Source organism: Streptococcus sp. 45 (assembly GCF_900108865.1).
Lineage (GTDB): Bacteria > Bacillota > Bacilli > Lactobacillales > Streptococcaceae > Streptococcus > Streptococcus ruminicola.
The window spans coordinates 252,716-274,980 of record NZ_FNXZ01000001.1 but is presented as its reverse complement, the minus strand read 5'-3'; the positions used below and the strand labels follow the sequence as shown (position 1 = coordinate 274,980).

General features: G+C 37.3%; 22 protein-coding genes and 1 other annotated feature. Of the genes, 18 read left to right on the top strand and 4 right to left on the bottom strand.

The features are described from left to right. Positions 1–5: 5 nt before the first annotated feature. The 5 genes from BMX18_RS01345 to BMX18_RS01325 all read left to right on the top strand — a co-directional run bounded on the left by BMX18_RS01345 (position 6) and on the right by BMX18_RS01325 (position 7,424). Positions 6–1,646 (top strand): GBS Bsp-like repeat-containing protein, encoded by a 1,641-nt coding sequence (locus tag BMX18_RS01345; protein ID WP_257609156.1) that lies wholly within the window; start codon positions 6–8, stop codon positions 1,644–1,646. A 123-nt stretch (positions 1,647–1,769) separates the two neighbouring features. Beyond that, complete coding sequence (locus BMX18_RS01340; protein ID WP_093814743.1) at positions 1,770–4,967, top strand: GBS Bsp-like repeat-containing protein; 3,198 nt, start codon at positions 1,770–1,772, stop codon at positions 4,965–4,967. Between the two features lie 14 nt (positions 4,968–4,981). Then, positions 4,982–5,560 (top strand): DUF6287 domain-containing protein, encoded by a 579-nt coding sequence (locus tag BMX18_RS09325; protein ID WP_180366616.1) that lies wholly within the window; start codon positions 4,982–4,984, stop codon positions 5,558–5,560. 105 nt (positions 5,561–5,665) lie between these two features. Then, a complete protein-coding gene (gene pepT, locus BMX18_RS01330) occupies positions 5,666–6,883 on the top strand; it encodes a peptidase T (RefSeq protein ID WP_074560534.1) in 1,218 nt (405 codons plus the stop codon). 52 nt (positions 6,884–6,935) lie between these two features. After that, positions 6,936–7,424, top strand: a complete 489-nt coding sequence (locus tag BMX18_RS01325; RefSeq protein ID WP_093814741.1) for an EbsA family protein — start codon at positions 6,936–6,938, stop codon at positions 7,422–7,424. On the opposite strand, the gene BMX18_RS01320 is transcribed toward BMX18_RS01325, so the two are convergent. Next, positions 7,417–7,611: a ferredoxin gene (locus BMX18_RS01320; RefSeq protein ID WP_093814739.1), complete on the bottom strand. Its 195-nt coding sequence runs from the start codon at positions 7,609–7,611 to the stop codon at positions 7,417–7,419. The two genes, BMX18_RS01325 and BMX18_RS01320, sit on opposite strands and share 8 nt — an antisense overlap. A gap of 44 nt (positions 7,612–7,655) precedes the next feature. Between BMX18_RS01320 and BMX18_RS01315 the strand changes: the two genes are divergently transcribed. The 5 genes from BMX18_RS01315 to rplT all read left to right on the top strand — a co-directional run bounded on the left by BMX18_RS01315 (position 7,656) and on the right by rplT (position 10,178). Then, entirely contained in the window at positions 7,656–8,138 is a 483-nt protein-coding gene (locus BMX18_RS01315) for an SAG1386/EF1546 family surface-associated protein (protein WP_093814737.1), read from the top strand. Between the two features lie 14 nt (positions 8,139–8,152). Beyond that, the gene (gene cmk, locus BMX18_RS01310) at positions 8,153–8,833 is read left to right on the top strand and encodes a (d)CMP kinase (protein ID WP_093814735.1); all 681 of its coding nucleotides are present in this window, start codon (positions 8,153–8,155) and stop codon (positions 8,831–8,833) included. Between the two features lie 23 nt (positions 8,834–8,856). Continuing rightward, positions 8,857–8,984 (top strand) — a sequence feature (ribosomal protein L20 leader region). Positions 8,985–8,997: 13 nt separating this feature from the next. Beyond that, the gene (infC, locus tag BMX18_RS01305) at positions 8,998–9,528 is read left to right on the top strand and encodes a translation initiation factor IF-3 (RefSeq protein WP_003065423.1); all 531 of its coding nucleotides are present in this window, start codon (positions 8,998–9,000) and stop codon (positions 9,526–9,528) included. Between the two features lie 38 nt (positions 9,529–9,566). Beyond that, on the top strand, positions 9,567–9,767 hold the full coding sequence (gene rpmI, locus BMX18_RS01300; RefSeq protein ID WP_003065422.1) for a 50S ribosomal protein L35: 201 nt from the start codon (positions 9,567–9,569) through the stop codon (positions 9,765–9,767). Positions 9,768–9,818: 51 nt separating this feature from the next. Further along, positions 9,819–10,178 (top strand): 50S ribosomal protein L20, encoded by a 360-nt coding sequence (gene rplT / locus BMX18_RS01295; RefSeq protein WP_000124839.1) that lies wholly within the window; start codon positions 9,819–9,821, stop codon positions 10,176–10,178. Between the two features lie 263 nt (positions 10,179–10,441). Here rplT and BMX18_RS01290 read toward each other — a convergent pair whose 3' ends face one another. Continuing rightward, positions 10,442–12,568, bottom strand: a complete 2,127-nt coding sequence (locus BMX18_RS01290; protein WP_374057263.1) for an LTA synthase family protein — start codon at positions 12,566–12,568, stop codon at positions 10,442–10,444. 351 nt (positions 12,569–12,919) lie between these two features. Between BMX18_RS01290 and BMX18_RS01285 the strand changes: the two genes are divergently transcribed. From BMX18_RS01285 to BMX18_RS01250, 8 genes are all read left to right on the top strand, one after another. Next, positions 12,920–14,083, top strand: a complete 1,164-nt coding sequence (locus BMX18_RS01285; RefSeq protein ID WP_093814733.1) for a class I SAM-dependent rRNA methyltransferase — start codon at positions 12,920–12,922, stop codon at positions 14,081–14,083. Next, complete coding sequence (gene aroD, locus BMX18_RS01280) at positions 14,080–14,757, top strand: type I 3-dehydroquinate dehydratase (protein ID WP_006532529.1); 678 nt, start codon at positions 14,080–14,082, stop codon at positions 14,755–14,757. Before BMX18_RS01285 ends, aroD begins: the two co-directional genes overlap by 4 nt. Beyond that, complete coding sequence (locus BMX18_RS01275; RefSeq protein WP_093814731.1) at positions 14,747–15,631, top strand: shikimate dehydrogenase; 885 nt, start codon at positions 14,747–14,749, stop codon at positions 15,629–15,631. The genes aroD and BMX18_RS01275 overlap by 11 nt, the downstream gene beginning before the upstream one ends. A 5-nt stretch (positions 15,632–15,636) precedes the next feature. After that, positions 15,637–16,704 (top strand): 3-dehydroquinate synthase, encoded by a 1,068-nt coding sequence (aroB, locus tag BMX18_RS01270; RefSeq protein ID WP_074626615.1) that lies wholly within the window; start codon positions 15,637–15,639, stop codon positions 16,702–16,704. Position 16,705: 1 nt separating this feature from the next. After that, entirely contained in the window at positions 16,706–17,872 is a 1,167-nt protein-coding gene (gene aroC / locus BMX18_RS01265; protein WP_074602247.1) for a chorismate synthase, read from the top strand. A gap of 81 nt (positions 17,873–17,953) precedes the next feature. Next, positions 17,954–19,057 (top strand): prephenate dehydrogenase, encoded by a 1,104-nt coding sequence (locus BMX18_RS01260; protein ID WP_093814729.1) that lies wholly within the window; start codon positions 17,954–17,956, stop codon positions 19,055–19,057. A gap of 12 nt (positions 19,058–19,069) precedes the next feature. Beyond that, positions 19,070–19,408: a YlbF/YmcA family competence regulator gene (locus tag BMX18_RS01255; RefSeq protein ID WP_020916975.1), complete on the top strand. Its 339-nt coding sequence runs from the start codon at positions 19,070–19,072 to the stop codon at positions 19,406–19,408. 92 nt (positions 19,409–19,500) lie between these two features. Then, positions 19,501–20,418, top strand: coding sequence for an L-lactate dehydrogenase (locus tag BMX18_RS01250; protein ID WP_093814727.1), 918 nt, complete (start codon positions 19,501–19,503; stop codon positions 20,416–20,418). 34 nt (positions 20,419–20,452) lie between these two features. On the opposite strand, the gene BMX18_RS01245 is transcribed toward BMX18_RS01250, so the two are convergent. After that, complete coding sequence (locus BMX18_RS01245) at positions 20,453–21,697, bottom strand: bifunctional folylpolyglutamate synthase/dihydrofolate synthase (protein ID WP_093814724.1); 1,245 nt, start codon at positions 21,695–21,697, stop codon at positions 20,453–20,455. Between the two features lie 69 nt (positions 21,698–21,766). Beyond that, entirely contained in the window at positions 21,767–22,228 is a 462-nt protein-coding gene (locus BMX18_RS01240; RefSeq protein WP_074563932.1) for a DUF6556 family protein, read from the bottom strand. Between the last annotated feature and the right edge of the window lie 37 nt (positions 22,229–22,265).

Below are 22,265 nucleotides of genomic sequence, written 5' to 3'. Positions count from 1 at the left end.
GCTTTTTGAATAAAATCAAATCAGCTTTATTGTCAACAGCTGTGCTTAGCATGGCATTTCTTACTAACTCTGCTATGGCGGATCAACAATCTGATGCCTTAGTGACTAAAACACCATTTGATGAGGTTAGCAAATCTTTTGAAGTTGTGTCACAGAAGACTAAAGATTGTAAGGATATTACTCGAATTGATGTTGCTGTCTGGTCAGAGGAAGATGGTCAAGATGATCTTAAATGGTACAATACAACTGATGTTATTAATGGTCAAGCAAAAGTTAAGGTAAATCTAGCAGATTATGGAAATAGGGCCGGCTCTTATATTACTCATGTTTACACAACTTATTCTGATGGACGAGTATCGGGTGCTGCCTTAGAAAGCCTTAAGATTAGTCCTAAAGCACCTCAAGTAAGTGTTAAAAATGGTGCGCTTCAGCTTTCAACAGACATTAATGCACCATCTAATGGGACAATTAAATATGCCGTCTGGTCAGAAGAAAATGACCAAGATGATTTAAGATGGTATGATGATTCTGGGAAAGGAATAACAAGAGTCGATTTAAATAATCATAAAGGTTATGGAAGATATTTTGTTCATACCTATTTAGCACAAGATGGAAAAATGACTGCGATTAATGGTCAGGATATTATTATTAACAAACAAGAGATATCGTATCAAATTGTTCAAACTTCAGATAAAACCTATGATGTTTTGATTAATGATGTTCCGGAATATATTACTTCAATTACAGTTCCAGTTTGGTCAACGGTGAATAATCAAGATGATCTAAAATGGTATAAGGCAACCAAAGTTGGTGATAACTCATATAAGGCAACAATTCAGTTGTCTAACCATGGATTTGACACAGGAACATACGGTGTGCATATCTATGGCGACAACTCTATTACTAATAGTTTTGAGGCATTGAGTGGAACACCAGGATTCCACGTAGATCAAATTAGTGGTTTAGAAAATCCAGAAGTTGGTATTAGTAATGTAAACACAGCAAATGGTTCGTTTAAAGTAAATGTTACGGAAAAAGCTATGTCTAAAAGGGTTTCAAAACTTAAGGTTCAGGTTACCTCTAAATCGAATCCTCAAAAAACAAAAACTTATGAAGCAGGTACAAGTAGTTACGGAAAAATTAGTCAAAGCATTGACTTGAAATCGATTAATAATCAAGCGGATACTTTTTCTGTAGTTGCGACTGTTATTTATTCAGATAATTCAAAAGCAACATTTAATCTTTCTGATCAAAACTATAAACCAAGCGCTACACCATCTCCTCGTATCACAACATATATCAACGAAACTAATACCTATCCAGTTGGGCAATGTACATGGGCAGTCAAGTCTTTGGCGCCATGGATTCCAAACTGGCTTGGAAATGCTGGGGGCTGGGCAGTTAATGCGCGTGCCAAAGGTTTCAGAGTTGGAACAACACCAAGAGTAGGTTCAATCGTTGTTTGGCCACATGATGGTAATGGCTACGGACACGTTGCTTATGTAACAGATGTGTCAAGTAACACCCGTATCCAAGTTAAAGAATCTAACTACGCTGGTAAACAATACATCGGTAATTTCCGTGGATGGTTTAACCCACTCGATTCATTCTGGGGTGGTGATGTTTCTTACATTTATCCAGATTAATATTTTAGGCAGTGATTTTGAAACCGCTGCCTTCTTTTGTTTAGCGAAAGCATATGTGCTTGAAGGGCTTACAAAATCATGATAAAATGGATATGAGTAAAGAATAGAAAGAGGGGGATTGATTTGAAAAAGAATATCCTTCGAAGCTGCCTAGTATCTCCGATTATTATAGGAGCTTTTTTAAGTTCAGGGCAAGTTTTCGCTGACGAAAACACAACCACCCAATCAACGACAGTAACTGAGAATGTTCAATCATCGGTAGAGCAGTCTAGTTCACTTCAATTAAATAGTGATAGTGTTATCTCTGATGATAATGAAACAAACAACTCATTACCATCATCTGAAGCTCAAAATGAATCACAAAATTTAACCGATGCTGATAAGCAAGATTCAGCAATTGCTGATGGTCAAGAAGCTGAAAAAAATGCCGATGACCAAACCAGTCTGATTAATCCTTCAATTTCTGAAGATAATAAGGAATCAGCAGGAAATTCTGAAGAGAATAACGTTGATAATTCAGCGGTACAAGAGTCACAATCATCTGATGCTACAACAGATCATGTTTCTGATAAGACTTCGTTGTCAAACCTTGCTGAGTCAAAGGTCTTAACATCAGCTGTTCAAGCTGCTAGTCAAAAGGTAATTAATCAATTAGCTGCTTCTAAAGCTGTTGTAAAAGAAGTAACCAGCGCGACCTTGACTAACAAAGGTTTTGATATTCAGTATAATCAAGCTATTCCTGCCGGTGCTAAAATCATGTTTGCCGTCTGGTCTGAGGTCGATGGTCAAGATGATCTTATTTGGTACACAGCTGATAGCAATGGACACGTCGTAGCTAAATACACTGGTTCATACGGAAAATACAATATCCATACTTACCAAAATCTCAATGGTCAAATGATTGGTTTAAATGGTCGCACCATTGATGTACCAAAACCAAGTGCTAAAGTCAAAATCACAAAAGTCAATGGCACAACTTACAAAGTGACAGTCAGTGATATCCCAGCTTACATCACTAGTATTCAACTACCAACATGGACAGAAAAAGGTGGTCAGGATGATATTCAGTGGTATAGCACCACTCAAAATGCTGACGGCACTTTTACAAGAACCTTTAGTATCGCTGAGCACAACCTAGAAAGCGGTAAATATAATGTCCACGTTTACGGGACAAGTGCGGTTACGAATTCGCTAACAGGTCTTACTGGTACAAGCTTCCAAGGAGATTATCAGTTTGGTGATGTTAAAGTTCAACCAACTTTAACCGCTAATGGTATCCAAATTAGCATGCCAAGTGATGTTAGCTCAGATATGACCGTTTACCATGCTGTTTGGTCAGCCAAAAATGACCAAGACGATTTGATTTGGTACAAAGTTCCAGCTAATGGTCAACTGACAGCTAAGTACACTGGTGATTATGGGACTTATCTTATCCATACTTACGCTGTGATTAAAGGTCAGATGACATGTATCAGTGCGACAAGTATTGATGTTCCAAAACCAAGTGCTAAAGCTAAAATTACTAAAGAAAGTCCAACAACCTATAAAGTCACAATTACTGATGTTCCGGTTTACATTGATAGTATTCAAGTACCAACGTGGACTGAAAAGAATGGTCAAGATGACATTCAATGGTATAAGGCTACTAAAGCTGCTGATGGCTCATACTATGTTATTTTTAGTGAAGCGACTCATAACCTTGAAGCTGGCACTTACAATGTTCACGTTTATGGAAATAGCCGTGTCACAAATAGTCAAACAGCTTTGCTTGGAACACGTTTTGAATCTGATTACCAATTTGGTGATGTTAAGGTTCAAGCAAGTTTAGGTCAGAATGGTATTAACATCAGCATGCCGAGCGATGTTAGCTCAAATTTAAAAGTTATGCATGCGGTATGGTCGGCTAAGAATGATCAAGACGATCTTATCTGGTATCAAGTTCCAGCAGATGGTCAACTAACAGCAAAATATACTGGCGATTATGGAACATATCTTATCCATACCTACGCTGTTATCAATGGTCAAATGACATGTATCAGTGCAACAAGCATTAATGTGCCGAAACCAGAGATTAAAGCGACAGTTACAAAAGAAAGTGATGTTAAAGTTAAGGTGACTGTTTCAAATGTTCCGGTATATGTAACTGGTATTACAATTCCAGTTTGGACAAGTTTGAATGGCCAAGATGATATTAAATGGTATCAGGCTACTAAACAATCTGATGGGACTTATATCTTAACCTTCTCGCCTAAAGAACATAACTTTGAATCTGGCCATTACAATATTCATATCTATGGTCAAAGCCAAGTTAGTCATTCATTAGAAGCTTTATCATCGACAAACGGTGTTGATTTATCAACAGATAAGTATGTTGTTGCCCCATCTGTAACGGTTCAAAATCATGATGCAAATGGTGGTACTTTAAAAGTTCGTGTAGCTGAGTCTGAAAATACTAAAAAAATCAAATCCGTTACTGTTGCAGCATGGTCAGAAAGTAATCAATCTAATCTTCACTGGTACACAACTTCTGATGTGTATGATGGTGTAGTGACTGTCATGGTTAATGAGAAAAATCATGGCTACATCAAAGGTAACTATACCGTTCACGTTTATGTTGATTTCACAGACAATACAACATCAGGATTTAACTTAGGGCAATATGCTTTGAACGCTGACGAGCCTGCACAACACGCGCCGTCTTATTTCATTGATATCAGTAGTCACAACGGTGTTATTTCGGTTAGTGATTATCAACGTTTGAAGAGTCAAGGAATTACGGGTGTTGTTGTTAAGTTAACAGAAGGAACTTCTTACACAAATCCTTATGCTAGAGCACAAATTGCTAATGCGCAAGCAGCTGGTTTGAGAGTATCAGCTTATCATTATTCTCATTATGAAACAGCAGCAGAAGCAAGAGCAGAGGCTCAATATTTTGTTCGTGTAGCGCAATCGATGGGACTTTCAGGCTCAACGACAATGGTCAATGACATGGAAGAACGTAGCATGCTAAACGGTGACCTTAATGCTAATACCCAAGCGTGGAAAGATGAAATGAATCGTCTTGGCTACAGTAACAATGTTTACTACACGATGGCAAGTTGGTTGGACACTAAAGGTGGAAAATTAAATACAGCTAAATTTGGTTTATCAAATCTATGGGTAGCGCATTACTTGTATGCATATACTTATTTAGATCAAGAATCAGCTAAATCTTTGTCATATTATTCAAATACAGCCGCTTGGCAGTATACGAGTGTTTCACCAAAACTCTCACATGCACTTGATGAAAGTATTGATTACACAGGACGATTTACTTGGTAAAAGGAGGAATAGCGATGAAAAAGAAATTAAAACTTGTTTTGACTTTAGTCTTGTCACTTTGCATGGTGACAGCTTGTACAAATCACTCGGAAAATCATACAAAACAAAGTTCAGCAACGAAAACAAGTACTAAAGTAACATCTTCAAGTTCAAGTAAAAGTAGTGCTTCGTCATCGTCAGTTTCTTTAGAAAGTCAGCCTTCATCGACTGAAGCTTCATCAACACAAGTTGAACAAGAGATTGCTCCAATTTATACAGGTGCTATTTTAAAAGCAGACTATGCTACGATGGCAGGAAATTGGCGAAATGCATCTGGAAATGTTTTAACCTTTAATAACACTGGATTAGCTACCGAAGGAATGACCCCTAATATTTTAGATATCGATCAAAATGGTATTCTACTACTAGATGTTCAGACTGGTGCAAGATCAAATGTTACCTTGTATATTGTCCCAGCTAATACGGCTTTTTCATCAGATTATTTGAATGGTCAATCTGATCCAACAGATGTTTCAAAGGATCGTGTGATTTCGTCAGCTGATATAAATTCAGGCGATTTAGCTAACAAGGCATACTATCACGTTTCGCAATAAATCTGTTAATTTTTGAGTGAAGCTGACCTAAAAAACAACCCTTGGGGTTGTTTTTTTTAACCGATTATGTGATATAATAGTTAACGAGAAAAATAGAGGTGAAAGATGTCTTACGAAAACTTATTAAATCGTTTTTTGACCTACGTTAAGATTAATACACGTAGTAATCCAGATAGTACAACAACGCCATCGACTCAAACTCAAGTCGATTTTGCTTTGAATGTTTTGAAACCTGAGATGGAGTCTGTTGGTTTGCAAGACGTACATTATCTAACAAATGGTTACCTTGTTGGTACATTACCAGCTAACGATTCAACTAAAACACGTAAAATCGGTTTTATTGCTCACATGGATACAGCTGATTTTAATGCAGAAGGAATCAGCCCACAAATTATCGAAAATTATGCTGGCGGTTCTATTGAACTTGGTCAATCTGGCTATGCACTTTCACCAGAAGAGTTTCCAAATTTGAACAATTACCTTGGACAAACTTTGGTAACAACTGATGGTACAACTCTTCTTGGTTCAGATGATAAATCTGGAATTGCTGAAATCATGACAGCGATTGAATATTTGGTTGCTCATCCTGAAATTAAACACGGTGAAATTCGAGTCGGCTTTGGACCAGATGAGGAAATTGGTGTTGGAGCTAATAAATTTGACGTTGATGATTTCAATGTTGATTTTGCTTACACTGTTGATGGTGGTCCACTTGGCGAACTTCAATACGAAACATTTAGCGCTGCAAGTTTAGAGATTGATTTCATGGGACGTAATGTTCACCCTGGTACTGCTAAAAACCAAATGATTAATGCTTTGCAATTAGCTATTGATTTCCACAATCAATTACCAGAAGCAGATCGTCCAGAAAAAACAGAAGGATATGAAGGGTTCTTCCACTTGCATGGTATGGAAGGTGCTGTTGAAAAAGCACATAGTTCATATATTATCCGTGATTTTGAAGACGAATCATTTGAAAATCGTAAAAAATTAGTTCAAGAAATCGCTGATAAGATGAACGCTGAACTTGGTAAAGACTGTGTTCTTATCACACTCAATGACCAATACTACAACATGAAGAAAGTCATTGAAAAAGATATGACTTCAGTTGAATTAGCTAAAGAAGTCATGGAAGATTTGGACATCACACCAGTTATCGAACCAATTCGTGGTGGAACAGATGGTTCTAAGATTTCATTTATGGGCATTCCAACACCAAACTTGTTTGCTGGAGGGGAAAACATGCACGGTCGCTTTGAATTTGTCAGTCTTCAAACAATGGAAAAAGCAGTGGATGTTATTATTGGAATCGTTCAAAAATAATTAAGCTTTATCTAAGCCTTATTTGTTAGAATTAGCTAAATGGAGGACCGCAATGATTAAAATCTTTGGAAAGATTCGATATCATTGGCAACCAGAGCTATCTTGGTCAATTATTTATTGGTCAATTGCAATGGTTCCGATGTTTATCGGCTTGTCATTATTATTTGAGCGGACAAAAATACCAAGTCAATTCTTTGTTTTATTTGCTGCCTTTATCATTTTAGTTGGGTTAGGATTCCATCGTTATTTCGTTATTGAAGAAAATGGGAAACTTCGTATTGTATCACTGAACCCATTTAAAAAATCAAGGGTTGCGATTGCACAGATTGAAAAAATTGAAGTCAATAGATCAGGTTTAATTTTGAAAATTAAAAATCAAGCAGATAGAATTTTTTACATGCGCAAATGGCCTAAGAAATATTTCTTGGATGCTCTTGCCGTTCATCCTGATTTTCGAGGTACTGTTGAATTGACGGATAATTTTATAAAACTTGATTATTTTGAAGCTTATAAGTCTAAGAAAAAAGCTCCTACTAAATAGTAAGAGCTTTGGTTGGACAAGATTTGACAGCAAGAAGGGTGTCTTTGTCTGAATCAGGAATTGTTTGTTCTAATGAATCAGAATCAGAAAATTTTACAATGCCATCATCATGATAATCAAAACGATTAGAATAGGTTTGGCAGAGGCCACAGGCGATACATCTTTCAGGAATTATTGATACTTTCATGTTATTATTGTAATATGAATTGATATATTTAACAAGGGGACATTATGGCAAAACAACCATGGGAAGAAAAAGTAGTCGATGACAACGAAATCAGAATTAGCCGTAAAACAAAAGGTTCAGTTATTAGTACACCTTTGTTAACAGCTTTATTGAGTGTTTTCTTTGTTATTGTTGTTGCGATTTTGTTTGTTGTTTTTTACACTTCAAATCGTGGTGGTGATAAAGCGTCAGAAACATCTAATTTTTATGGCGCTTCATCTAGTGTTGTTTCTTCATTTGAAGCAACAAGTTCAGAAAGCTCACAAGAATCAACAGAAGCAGCATCTACAGATGCTAGTTCAAGTGATACAACTGAGTCATCAAGTGAAGGTAATGGGGATACCATTACAGTTATGTCTGGCGAAGGAGCAGCGTCAATTGCTGCGCGTGCAGGAATTTCAGTTGATAAACTCTATGAGCTCAATCCTGACCACATGACTTCAGGATACTGGTATGCAAATCCTGGAGACGAAGTACACATTAATTAGGAAGAAAAGGAATCATGAAATCAATTAGAATTGCGATTGATGGTCCTGCTTCAAGTGGTAAAAGTACAGTAGCCAAGATTATTGCTAAAAATCTTGGCTATACTTATCTTGATACTGGAGCAATGTACCGTTCAGCAACTTACTTAGCGTTACAAAATAAATTAACAGAAGATAATGTAGAAGATATTTTAAAAGCATTGGCCAATAACCCTGTGTCATTTGGTCGAGCAGAAGATGGCAGCCAGACTGTTTTTGTTGGGGATAAAGATGTTACCCTTGCTATTCGTCAAAACGATGTGACAAATAATGTGTCATGGGTAGCCGCTATTCCAGAAGTTCGCGAAGAACTTGTTGAACAACAACGTCGTATTGCTAAAAATGGTGCCATCATTATGGATGGTCGTGATATTGGTACAGTTGTTTTACCCGACGCTGAACTTAAAATCTTTTTGATTGCTTCTGTTGAAGAACGTGCAGAACGTCGATTCAAAGAAAACCAAGAAAAAGGAATCAAAACTGATTTTGAAACACTTAAACGTGAAATCGCAGAACGTGATTATAAAGATAGTCACCGTAAGGTTTCACCATTAAAAGCAGCAGAAGATGCAATCACATTTGATACAACAGGTGTTGATATTAACGGTGTTGTGAAATTTATTCAAGAAAAAGCAGAAAAAATCATTGACATGGACTAGTCTCTATGATAGAATATAATCAATGAGAAAAGCAGAAGTGAGAACTTCTCGCCTTGCGACTACGGTTGTCTGGCCCAACATGTCAAAGATTCCGAATGGAATATTACGTGTGTGCGGGCTTGAGTTATCAAGTCCGTTTCGTTTTTCTCTAAAAAAATAAAGAGGTGAAGATCATAGCTAAGAAAGATCTATTCATTAACGATGAAATCCGCGTTCGCGAAGTTCGTCTCGTTGGTCTTGATGGTGAACAACTAGGAATTAAACCATTGTCAGAAGCACAAGCTATTGCTGATGATGCTAATGTTGACTTGGTTCTAATTCAGCCACAAGCTACGCCACCTGTTGCTAAAATTATGGACTACGGAAAGTTCAAATTTGAGTATCAAAAGAAACGTAAGGAACAACGTAAAAAACAAAGCGTTGTGACTGTTAAAGAAGTTCGTCTTAGCCCAGTTATCGATAAAGGTGACTTCGAGACTAAACTTCGTAACGGCCGTAAATTCCTTGAAAAAGGAAACAAAGTGAAAGTCTCAATTCGCTTTAGAGGTCGTATGATTACTCACAAAGAAATTGGAGCAAAGGTATTGGCGGAATTTGCAGAAAGAACGCAAGATATTGCTATTATTGAGCAAAGAGCTAAAATGGATGGACGTCAAATGTTCATGCAACTTGCTCCAATTCCAGACAAGAAATAATTGTCAATTTTATACTATTTTAAGAGGAGAATTCTAAAATGCCAAAACAAAAAACTCACCGCGCATCAGCTAAACGTTTCAAACGTACAGGTTCTGGTGGATTGAAACGCTTCCGCGCATTTACTTCACACCGTTTCCACGGTAAAACTAAAAAACAACGTCGTCATCTTCGTAAAGCAGCTATGGTGCACTCAGGAGATTTCAAACGTATTAAAGCAATGCTTTCAGGTCTTAAATAAGACTAAAGCAATTACTCGATATTATTAAGAATTATTTGGAGGAGAATATAAATGGCTCGTGTTAAAGGTGGCGTTGTATCACGCAAACGTCGTAAACGTGTATTGAAACTTGCTAAAGGTTACTATGGTGCAAAACATATCTTGTTCCGTACTGCAAAAGAACAAGTAATGAACTCTTACTACTATGCATACCGTGACCGTCGTCAGAAAAAACGTGATTTCCGTAAACTTTGGATCACTCGTATCAATGCGGCAGCTCGTATGAACGGTTTGTCATACTCACAATTGATGCACGGTTTGAAATTGGCTGAAATCGAAGTTAACCGTAAAATGCTTGCTGATTTAGCAGTTAACGATGCAGCAGCTTTCACAGCTCTTGCAGATGCAGCTAAAGCTAAACTTGGTAAATAAGAATTAATAAAGGCTAACCTTTGGTTAGTCTTTTTTTGTCTTTATGGTTCTATATCAATAATTTATAGATTTAGTATAAAATTTGATTAGTGCTGAAATTAGAGCGATAGGAGAATCAAAATGGCTACCCTAAGAGTTAGTTGTACAATGAAAAAGTATTGTTCTTTATTCACCGTGCTTTCGATGAATATTTACCAAACTTAGAAATGAAGGTATCAAAAAAAGTCTTGCTAAACCTAGCAAGACTTTTTAATTATGAGTACTTATTCAGAGCTTGAGCTATTTGAACTTTCGTGAAGTTGCATGTAGCTTGGTGCTTTGAAGAGATCGACTGTTGATTCGTCGCCATTTTCGCTATATAGACTAGTTGACTCGTCACCGCGTTTTTTCTCGATTGATTTAAGTGTTTTAAGAGAATGTGTATAAGAAATTGAAGAACTATCGACTTCTTTTAGACCATTCTTATCAAATCGAAGTAGGTCACCAGTTTGAACTTCGTCGCTGACAGAAAGTTGTTTAGCAACAGCATCGCGAATAGCTTTAGTTGCTGCTTGAGTGTTTTCGTCAGGGTTTGTAATTTCTTGACCAGAGTCAGTGTAGTAGAGGCGACCGCTATAACTTGTATAAGTTGGTGTCACATAATCGCCTGATGTTCTAAAGGCTACGATTTGTTTATTATCGCTAGAAAGCAAGTCTTGTCCGAGTTGAACGTAGTTGCTTGTATCGATACCTAGCAAGTGTAAGAGCGTTGGTAAGTTGTCAACTTCACCACCAAAGGTGTTGCTGATGTGTCCTTCAGTAAATCCTGGAATATGAATCATGTAAGGGACACGTTGTAACATGGCGTTATCATAACCAGTCCATGTTTCAGAATCTTTTCCAAGAAGTGGCGCCAAATCAGTGTTTCTTGAGTTTGAGATACCGTAGTGGTCACCGTAGAGGACGATAATCGAATTATCATATAAACCAGATTCTTTCAAATAATCAAAGAAGGCTTTGACAGCAGAATCTAAGTAGTTAGCAGTTGCGAAGTAACCATTAATTGTTTCATCATCGGTTTTAGCTAATGGGAAACCTTCTTCATCAGAATTACCAGCTAAACTTGTGTATGGGTAGTGGTTACTTACAGTAATAAACTTAGTATAGAAAGGTTGTTGCATGTGCTCAAGGTATTTAATTGAGTCAGCGAACATGTATTTATCATTCAATCCATATTGGAATGAGTTTTCACTGTTTTGTTTTGTGAAATATGATGAATCAAAGAAGTAATTGTAACCCCATTGTTTATAGGCATTGTTACGGTTCCAGAAGGTACCGACATTACCGTGGAAAACGGCGCTTGTGTAATCACCAGTTTGTCCGAGAATTGATGGGGCAGCGTAAGCAGTATTTGTTCCACCGTAATTAACAAGGTATGAACCACTGCTAAGACCAAATAATGACGTTTCCATCAAGGTTTCAGCATCAGATGTTTTACCTGCTTTAACTTGGTGGAAGAAGTTTGAGAAAGCTAGTGTTGAATTTGAGTGATATAGCGAGTTTAAGAACGGAGTGACTTCATATGATTTTCCGTCAACTTGCAAATGGTAATCAATCAAAAATTGTTGGAAACTTTCTAAGTGAATAACAATGACGTTTCGTCCTTTAGCAATACCAAAATATTTTGAATTAGGTGCTGCATAATGCTCTGACACATATTCTTTAGCTTCTTTTAGGTCAGAAGCGGTGGCTTCGCTACGAACTTTTTCTGTTTGATAGGTTTGATTAGCACTATAGGCTGTAAATGACGGCAAGCCAAGCGCTCTTACCACATAAACATTTGAAAAACCACGAGTTAACAATTCAGGTCGATCAATTTCGGCCATGAAAAGGTTAATTGAAAAGAATAGAGTTGATAAGGCCGTAATAGCAAAGCTTGCACGCTTGTTAAATGGACGATTATCAACTTTTATTTTCTTAGTAGCAAATAGTGCAAGTAGAACGATATAATCAATAATGTAAATAATATCCCAAACACGCAGTAAGTTAAGGGCTGAGTCACCAAGACCAGCAGAAACTTTACTACTTGCTAGCATAGCACTTACAGTAATGAAGTCCGAAAATTCACGGAAATAAATCGAGTTAGAAATAAGAAGAATATTTAATATTGTGTAAATAATCCAACTAACGATATAAAAAACACGTGTTCTCTTAATATAGAGGCTTAACCCGAGTAGAAGCAATCCGAGAGGAATAGGATTGATAATTGATAATAAAAGTTGATACGGATTCTCTAGTCCAAGACTAAAGTCAACGTGATAAGCCCACATAGTTTTTAGCCAATACAAGACTAAAAGTGTCAAAATAAATCCCAAACGTGTATTAACCACGTGAGAGATAATTTGTTTCATTTTTTTCACTGTAGGAACTTCCTTTATTCTTTTTTTCCTAAAGATAAAATCTCAGTTCCCATTATATCATAAAGATGAAATTTTTAGTACAAAGAACCGTAGTGCATATTGAAGGTGTTTTAAAGGAAGTAAAAGAAGTTTGTGGTGATAAAAAAGTCAGCATTTGAAGACAAGATTTCAGATAGTGACTGTTATTTTTAGTGTATTAGATGCAAAAATAACTCTGTTATCTAGGTTACTTCTCTAATCTTTAATAGAATCCCCTTGTTTAGGCGTAAAAAGTTGCTTCTTATGCCTGTGAAATATAAAATTTAGTGGGAAAAATTCTGAATTTTTGATATAATAGGCTTCATGAACAAACTATACGTGGATTCTTTCGTTGAAAAGAAAATTAAGCGTGGTATTCAACTTTTGGATGGAAAAGATTTTCATCAACTTGATTTAGATAATCAGTTAGTTGCTCTTTACAATCACTCACGTCAGTTTTTAGGAACAGCTTACCTATCTTGTCAAAATAAAGGGATTGGTTGGTTCTTAGGAAATGGCAAGGTTGATTTGACAGAGTCTTATTTTGAAAGCTTGTTTAGTAAGGCTAAGCAGAAGCGTCAACACTTTGAAAACTCTGATTTAACAACAGCTTATCGATTATTTAATCAAGATGGCGATAATTTCGGTGGTGTGACGATAGATCGTTATGCTGATTTTGTTGTATTTTCTTGGTACAACACTTTTGTTTATCAGTATCGTGATATCATTGTTAAAGCCTTTCAAAAAGTTTATCCTGCGGTTAAAGGCGGATATGAAAAAATTCGCTTTAAAGGACTTGATTATGAGTCAGCTCACATTTATGGTCAAGAAGCACCTGAAACCTTTACCATTTTGGAAAATGGTGTCAAATACAGTGTTTTCATGAATGATGGTCTGATGACAGGTATCTTTTTAGATCAACATGAAGTCCGTGATGCTTTAATTAATGAACTAGGTCTTGGAAAACGTGTTCTAAACATGTTTTCTTACACAGCAGCTTTCTCAGTTGCAGCAGCTATGGGTGGTGCGATTGAAACAACTTCTGTAGACTTAGCTAAACGTTCTCGTGAACTGTCTCAAGCGCATTTTGAAGCCAATGGCCTTGATGTGACAAATCATCATTTTGTGGTCATGGATGTTTTTGAATATTTCAAATACGCTAAACGTAAAAACTTGACTTTTGATTTGATTGTTATCGATCCACCAAGTTTTGCTCGTAATAAAAAACAAACATTTTCAGTTGCTAAAGACTATCACCGTCTCATTAGTCAAGCACTAGAAGTTTTATCAGATGATGGCACAATTATTGCTTCTACAAATGCAGCTAATTTGACTGTGGCACAGTTTAAGAAACAATTGGAAAAAGGATTTGCTTCTGTTAAGCATGAATATATTCGCTTGCAACAATTGCCAAGTGATTTCACTGTTAACAAGGCAGATATGAGCAGTAATTATTTGAAAGTATTTACAATAAAGGTTGAGAAATGAAAATAGTAGTACCTATTATGCCGAAAGATTTAGAAGAGGCGCAGTCGATTGATATTTCAAGATTCGAAGATGTGGATATCATTGAATGGCGAGCTGATTACTTAGCCAAAGAAGATATCATGACTGTTGCGCCAGCTATCTTTGAAAAATTTTCTGGCAGAGAAATTATTTTTACCATTCGCACAGATAAAGAAGGTGGTAATCTTAACTTATCTGATGACGAATACGTTGAGCTTTTGAAAAATATTAATGCTATTTACCACCCAGATTATATTGATTTTGAATATTTTTCACATAAAGAAGCCTTTCAACAAATGTTAGAGTTTCCAAATCTAGTTTTGTCTTATCATAATTTTGAAGAGACTCCTGAAAACTTGATGGAATCATTTTCTGAATTAACAGCCCTAGCTCCTCGTGTAGTTAAGGTTGCTGTTATGCCCCAAAGTGAACAAGATGTTATTGACTTGATGAACTACACTCGTGGATTTAAAACACTAAATCCTGAACAAGAGTATGCGACTATGTCAATGGGCAAACTTGGACGTGTTTCACGTTTTGCTGTTGATGTATTCGGCTCATCATGGTCATTTGCAAGTCTAGACCAAGCAAGTGCACCTGGACAGGTTGCTCTTGCCGATATGAAACGTATTAGGGAGGTACTTGATGCAGATTGATGGATACACTCGCTTAGCCGCTGTCGTGGCAACACCGATTAAACACTCTATTTCACCATTTATTCACAATTACGCTTTTGATAAAACAGGTGTAAATGGTGTTTATGTTGCCTGGGATATTCCTGAGGAAGACCTAGCGGTTACTTTGGAAAATGTTAAACGTTATGACATGTTTGGTGTGAATATTTCAATGCCATACAAACAAAAAGTTATGCCTTATATGGATGAGTTGACAGACTCAGCTGCATTGATTGGCGCGGTTAATACCGTTATTAATCGTGACGGCAAGTTGGTTGGCCACAATACTGATGGTATTGGTTTCTTTAGAAGCCTTGCAACTTTTGCTGATTTTGATGTTAAAGGCAAGACAATGACTATTCTTGGTGGTGGTGGAGCTGCGACAGCTCTTATTGCCCAAGCAGCTCTTAATGGAGCAGGTCATATTAACATTTTCAATCAGACACAGTTCTTGGATGCGACACGTCAAAAAGCACAGGAACTTTCTGATAAAACTGGTGTATCTATTACTGTTTATCCAGTCGAAGATTTGAAGACAATTCAAGAAAAAGTGTTAGAATCACAACTTTTTGTCAATGCGACAAGTGTTGGAATGGATGGTAAATCAATGATTATCACAGAAGACTTTGAGTTTCCTGAAGGTCTTTTGGTGGCTGATACAATTTATCAACCATTTGAAACACCATTCTTGAAATTAGCTCGAAGCAAAGGTCTCAAAGCGCTTAATGGCTTGGGTATGTTGTTATTCCAAGCAGCAGAAGCTTTTGAAATCTGGACTGGTGAGACTATGCCAACGGCTGAGATTTGGTCAGCTTTGGAAGAAAAGTACAATACAAATAGGATAAAAAATAGGTGACGCTAATGAAATTGAATGTTAATCTCCCACAAACACCTTATGATATTGTGATTGAAAAAGGTGTCTTAGCTAAAGCCGGTGATTGGGTAAAATCACTTTGGCAACCTCAAAAAATCGCCCTTATTACAGATAACCATGTTGGAAGTTTGTATGCTGAAAAAGTTAAGCTTAGCATTGAGAATGCTGGCTTTGAAGTGATTGTTTTTGATTTTCTAGAAGGTGAAGCATCAAAAAATCTTCAAACAGTCAATAAAGCATATGAATTTTTGGTTAAAAATGGTATGACACGTAGCGATGGAATCGTTGCGCTTGGCGGAGGTGTCGTTGGAGATTTAGCTGGTTTCGTAGCGTCTACTTATATGCGCGGAATTCATTTCTTGCAAATTCCGACGAGTCTAACGGCTCAAGTGGATTCATCAATTGGTGGTAAAACAGGTGTTAATACACCATTTGCTAAAAATATGGTTGGAACATTTACGCAACCAGATGGTGTTTTAATCGATCCTGAAACCCTTCAAACGCTTGGAAAACGAGAACTCATTGAAGGTATGGGGGAAGTTATCAAGTATGGTTTGATTGAAGACGTTGAACTTTGGAACGAACTTTCTGCTATGGATGGTTCGCCTGAAAGTATTTTAAAACATGCAGAAAGCATTATCTATCGCTCATGTAATGTAAAACGTAAAGTTGTTGTAGAAGATGAACTTGATAATGGTGTTCGTCTTTATCTTAACTTTGGTCACACTATTGGTCATGCTGTTGAAGCAACTGCAGGCTATGGTAAAGTGATGCATGGTGAAGCTGTTGCCATTGGTATGGTACAAATTTCTCGTGTTGCCGAAGCAAAAGGTTTAATGCCTAAAGGTATCACTAAAGAGATTTTTGAAATGTGCCAAAAATTTGGTTTGCCAACAGACTACCAACCATGGGATGTTGAGGTGCTTTACGGAGCTTTAGTACATGACAAAAAAGCTCGTGGTAAAATGATTAAGACTGTCATTGTACCAGAGCTTGGTAGCGCAGCGATCAATCAGATCCCCCTTGAAGAGATGAAAGAGTATTTGGAGAAATAATATGAGATATTTGACAGCTGGTGAATCTCACGGACCGCGTTTAACGGCTATTATTGAAGGAGTTCCTGCGGGACTTCCTTTAACTGCCGAAGATATTAATGTTGATTTGAAACGTCGCCAAGGTGGCTATGGCCGTGGCGGCCGTATGAAAATTGAGTCAGATAAGGTTGAAATCACATCTGGCGTACGTCATGGAAAAACAACAGGAGCTCCAATTACCCTTAACGTTATTAATAAAGACCACGAAAAATGGTTAGATATTATGGCTGTTGAAGATATTGATGATGCTCTTAAAACAAAACGTAAAATTACTCATCCACGTCCTGGTCATGCTGACCTTGTAGGTGGAATGAAATATCGCTTTGAAGATTTGCGTAATTCTCTAGAACGTTCTTCTGCGCGTGAAACAACAATGCGTGTGGCAGTTGGTGCTGTGGCAAAACGTATTTTGGCTGAGTTGGACATTGAAATTGCTAACCACGTTGTGGTCTTTGGCGGTAAAGAAGTTGATGTTCCAGAAGGACTCACTGTGTCACAAATTAAAGAATTAGCTAGCCAATCAGAAGTGTCAATTGTTAACCAAGAACGTGAACAAGAAATCAAAGATTATATTGACCAAATCAAAAAGGACGGAGATACCATTGGTGGTGTTGTCGAAACAGTTGTTGGTGGTGTTCCTGTTGGACTTGGTTCTTATGTGCAATGGGATAAGAAACTTGATGCTAAGATTGCTGGTGCCGTTGTTTCAATTAATGCCTTCAAAGGTGTTGAGTTTGGACTTGGTTTCAAAGATGGTTACCTTAAAGGTAGCCAAGTAATGGATGAAATCCTCTGGAACGAAGAAGAAGGATACACACGCCGTACTAATAATCTTGGTGGTTTTGAAGGTGGTATGACAAACGGTCAACCAATTGTTGTGCGTGGTGTCATGAAACCTATCCCAACGCTTTATAAACCTTTGATGTCAGTTGATATTGAAACTCACGAGCCTTATAAAGCAACTGTCGAACGTTCAGATCCAACGGCTCTTCCAGCAGCAGGTGTTGTTATGGAAGCAGTTGTGGCAACGGTTGTGGCTGATGAGATTCTTGAAAAATTTTCTTCTGACAATCTCGAAGAACTAAAAGAAGCTGTCGCTCGTCATCGTGATTATGTCAAACATTTTTAATGCATAAACAGTTGACAGAAGCTGAGACAAAAGTGCTCAGCTTCTTTCTATAAGGTATTGTTATCCGGAAATGGAGAAACTATGGAAAATAAAGTGATTTACGTTGCAGGTTTAGGTTTGATTGGGGGATCTCTTGCCTTAGGAATTAAGCGTGACCACCCAGATTACAAAATTTTAGGATACAATCGTTCTGACAAATCACGAAATGTTGCACTTGAGCGTGGGATTGTTGATGAAGCGACAGCAGATTTTAAAGAATTTGCACCTCTAGCAGATGTGATTATTTTGGCAGTTCCGATTAAACAGACCATTGAGTTTATTAAGATCCTTTCTGAAATGAACTTGAAAGAGAATGTGATTATTACGGATGCCGGTTCAACGAAACGTGATATTGTTGAGGCGGGAGAAAAATACTTGGCTGGTAAAGGTGTTCGCTTTGTCGGCTCACATCCAATGGCAGGTTCTCACAAGTCAGGGGCAATTGCCGCCGATGTGAATTTATTTGAAAATGCGTATTACATTTTTACTCCATCTTCTTTAACGGTTGATGGAACAATTGCTGAGCTTAAGGAGATTTTATCTGGTTTACATGCGCGCTACGTGGAAATTGATGCAGCAGAGCATGACCGCGTAACGAGTCAAATTTCACATTTCCCACATGTCCTTGCAGCAAGTTTGATGGAGCAGGCTGGTGATTATGCAGCAGAGCATGAAATGGCTAATCATTTTGCGGCGGGTGCTTTTCGCGATATGACACGTATTGCTGAAAGTGAACCAGGCATGTGGACCAGTATTCTCTTGACCAATAAAGAAGCTGTTGCTAATCGCATCGATGATTTCAAGGATAGACTCGATGAGGTTAAGAAACTCGTTTTACAAGGTGATGGGGATGCGATTTGGAATTATTTTAACCACGCCAAAGAAACGCGTAAGGAAATGCAAATTCATAAACGTGGTGGCGTGGAAAGTGCCTTCGATCTTTTTATCGATGTTCCCGATGAAGAAGATGTTATCTTAAAAATCTTGGAATTGCTTCGCGGAACATCTTTGGTTAATATTCATGTCAATGAAGAAAACCGTGAAGATATTAATGGGATTTTACAAATTTCATTTAAAAATGCTAAAGATTTGGAACATGCTAAAACAGTTATTAGTGAAAAAACTGATTATAAAGTTCATATTTAAAGGAGAAATATCATGGCAAACATTTATGATTTAGCAAATGAACTAGAACGCGAAATCCGTGTTCTTCCTGAATACAAGAAAGCACAAGAATGCCGTGCTGCGATTGATGCTGACGAAGAAGCAAAAGCTTTGTTTAAAGAATTCACTGAATTCCAACAAGGTCTTTATGCCAAATTGCAATCAGGTCAAATGCCTACAGGTGATGAACAAACTAAAATGCAAGAATTGGGTGCTAAAATCGAAGCAAATCCTGTTCTTAAAGCTTATCTTGGTGCTCAACAATCATTGTCAGTTTATGTAGCTGACCTTGAAAAAATTATTTTTGGTCCATTACAAGACCTTTTGAAATAGTAATTGTAACCTAACATTTCTTGTTAGGTTTTTTTCGTATTTTTAGGGGTAAAGGTCTATAATGATTGATAACTTTATAAGGAGGTTGTTTTATGTCACGTAAGGTTGGAATTATTGGAATGGGTCATGTTGGCTCAACTGTTGCTCACGGACTGATTGCTCAAGGGGCTTTTGATGATTATGTCTTAATTGATACCAATGAGGAAAAAGTCACCGCAGATGCGGTTGATTTTCGTGATGCAGCAGCGAATCTAAATCAACATGCAAATATTGTGATTAATGATTATCAAGCTTTAGCAGATGCAGATGTGGTTATCTCTGCTCTAGGAAATATTAAACTTCAAGATAATCCAAATGCAGACCGTTTTGCGGAGTTACCTTTTACAGCAAAAGAAGTGCCTTTGGTTGCTAAAAAACTAAAAGAGGTTGGATTTAAAGGGATTATTGTAGCTATTTCAAATCCAGTTGATGTCATTACTAGTCTCTATCAACACTACTCAGGTCTTCCAAAGGAACGTGTTATTGGTACAGGTACCTTGCTAGATACTGCTCGTATGAAACGTGCCGTTGCAGAACGTTTTGGTGTTGATGCACGTAGCGTTTACGGTTATAACCTTGGCGAACATGGAAATTCACAATTTACGGCCTGGAGTCAAGTTCGTGTCAAAGGACAACCAATTTCTAACTTTACAGACCAAGCGACGCTTGAGGAAATTGCACATGAAGCCATGATTGGTGGACATACGGTCTTTTATGGTAAAAAGTACACAAGCTATGGGATTGCAAGTGCAGCTATTCGTTTGGCGATTGCAGTTGTATCAGATAGCCATGAAGAATTACCGGTTTCTAATTACTATGAACCGCTAGATACTTACCTTAGCTATCCAGCTATTGTTGGACGAGAAGGTATTATCGAGCAAGTAAAATTAACTTTGCCAGCTGACGAAGAAGCTAAACTTGAAAATTCAGCTAACTTCATCAAACGTAAATTTGCTGAAAGTCTAAACTAATCAAAAAGAAATCCCATCTGAAAATTAGGTGGGATTATTGATTGAGTAAAAAGTTGCGAACTTCTGAGATGAAATAAAGTGAACCGGTGACAACAAAGAAATCTTCAGGATTATTTTCGGTGTCAGCAAGCCAGTCTTTGTAATCAGCGACTTTTTTATATTTTTCAGGATAATCTGACAAAGCTTGTGCTTGATAGAAATCAAAACTAGTCACCGATAAGTCAAATGCGGATAGTTCTTCGAGCATTTGTGTCAAAGGCTTACGCCCTAAGCCTGCAAAGAGGATGTGAATGTTGCGATTTGAAAAGTCTTTTTTTAGCACGTCGACTAATTTTGCAATCGAATCTTCATTATGTGCACCATCTAACATGAGGTTTGGTCGCATCAACTCACAACGCCCAGCCCAAACCGTATTTTCTAAGCCATTTTTGATAGTTGTTTTAGTAATATTTTTGAAATACGATTTAAGAATGATAGCAGCCATAGCAGCTAACGAGGCATTAGTTCGTTGATGATGACCAAGCATTGATAAAGTGATGTTTGCAATGCTTATATCTTTATAATAAAAATCAAAGCTTTCACCATTTTCTCTGATTGAGAACTCTTTATCCAGTTCATATGTCGGACAATCGAGCTCCTTAGCTTTTTGATGAAATACTTTTTGGACCTCTGGTGTCATTTGACCAAAAATAAAAGGAACGTGAGGATTTAAAACACCAGCTTTATGACCAGCAATTTCAGTAAGAGTTTTCCCCAGTGTTTCTTGGTGGTCGATACTGATTGATGGGCAGATAACTGCTTTCGCTGTAAAGACATTGGTTGAGTCAAAAGTACCACCAATACCAGCTTCAATAACGGCAATATCGACAGGATTGATAGTTGCAAAGTAATAGAACATAAGAGCCGTGACAAGTTCAAATTCTGTTACCTTACCAACTTTTTCTTGAAAGTCATTGCTATCTACGATAGGTTTAATTGCCTGTGCTGTCTTAACCAGATCACTATCAGAAATTTCTTTGCTATCGATAGCGATGCGTTCATTAAAGCGCGTGATAAAAGGAGATGTGAAGGTACCTGTTTTATAACCTGATGCTGTTAAGATATGTTGGAGAAAACTAGTTGTAGAGCCTTTGCCGTTAGTTCCCACAACGTGAACAGCTGGAAATTTATTTTGCGGGTTATCAAGTAAGTTAAGGAGATGGCGCATGCGCTCTAAACTTGGTCGGCGACCATTAGCTTTGTGAGAGTGAATCCAATTTAGCGTGTCAATATAAGTCATGAGTTTATTTTACCTAGTAAAAAAGAGGTGGGATGATAAGGAATTTTATCGTCCCATTCCTCTTTGATTTTATTGATTTGTTTCAGTAGCACTTCCTGCAGTAGTATCAGATGTCGCTTGAGAACTTGTTTGAGTGTTGTCTTGTGTTGTATCAGCACTTGAACTGTAAGTTGTAGAATCTGAGCTAGAGTCATAAGTTGCATTGTTGCTATTAGTGTCACTATTGTAAACACTGTTGTTAGCAGCAGAACTTGAATATGTTGTTGACGCAGAAGTATCAGTTTTACTGTTATTGCCTTTGTTACCTTCTTTAATCACAACAGTTGTCGTTGATTTATCAGTTGGCTTTTGACTTGATGAGCCTTTTAAGGCGTTTGTGATAGTGATACTTGCTACGATAATACTAAGGATAGACCCGATAAGAGCAATTGTTTTCTGAAAGGCTGAGAAACCTTTTTTAATGTGCTTTGATGGTGCTTGTTCCTTATCTTTTTTTGATGATTTTTGACGTCTAGAATAATGTTGAGACATTTTTAACTCCTTTTTCGCGTATGATTCTATTATAGTT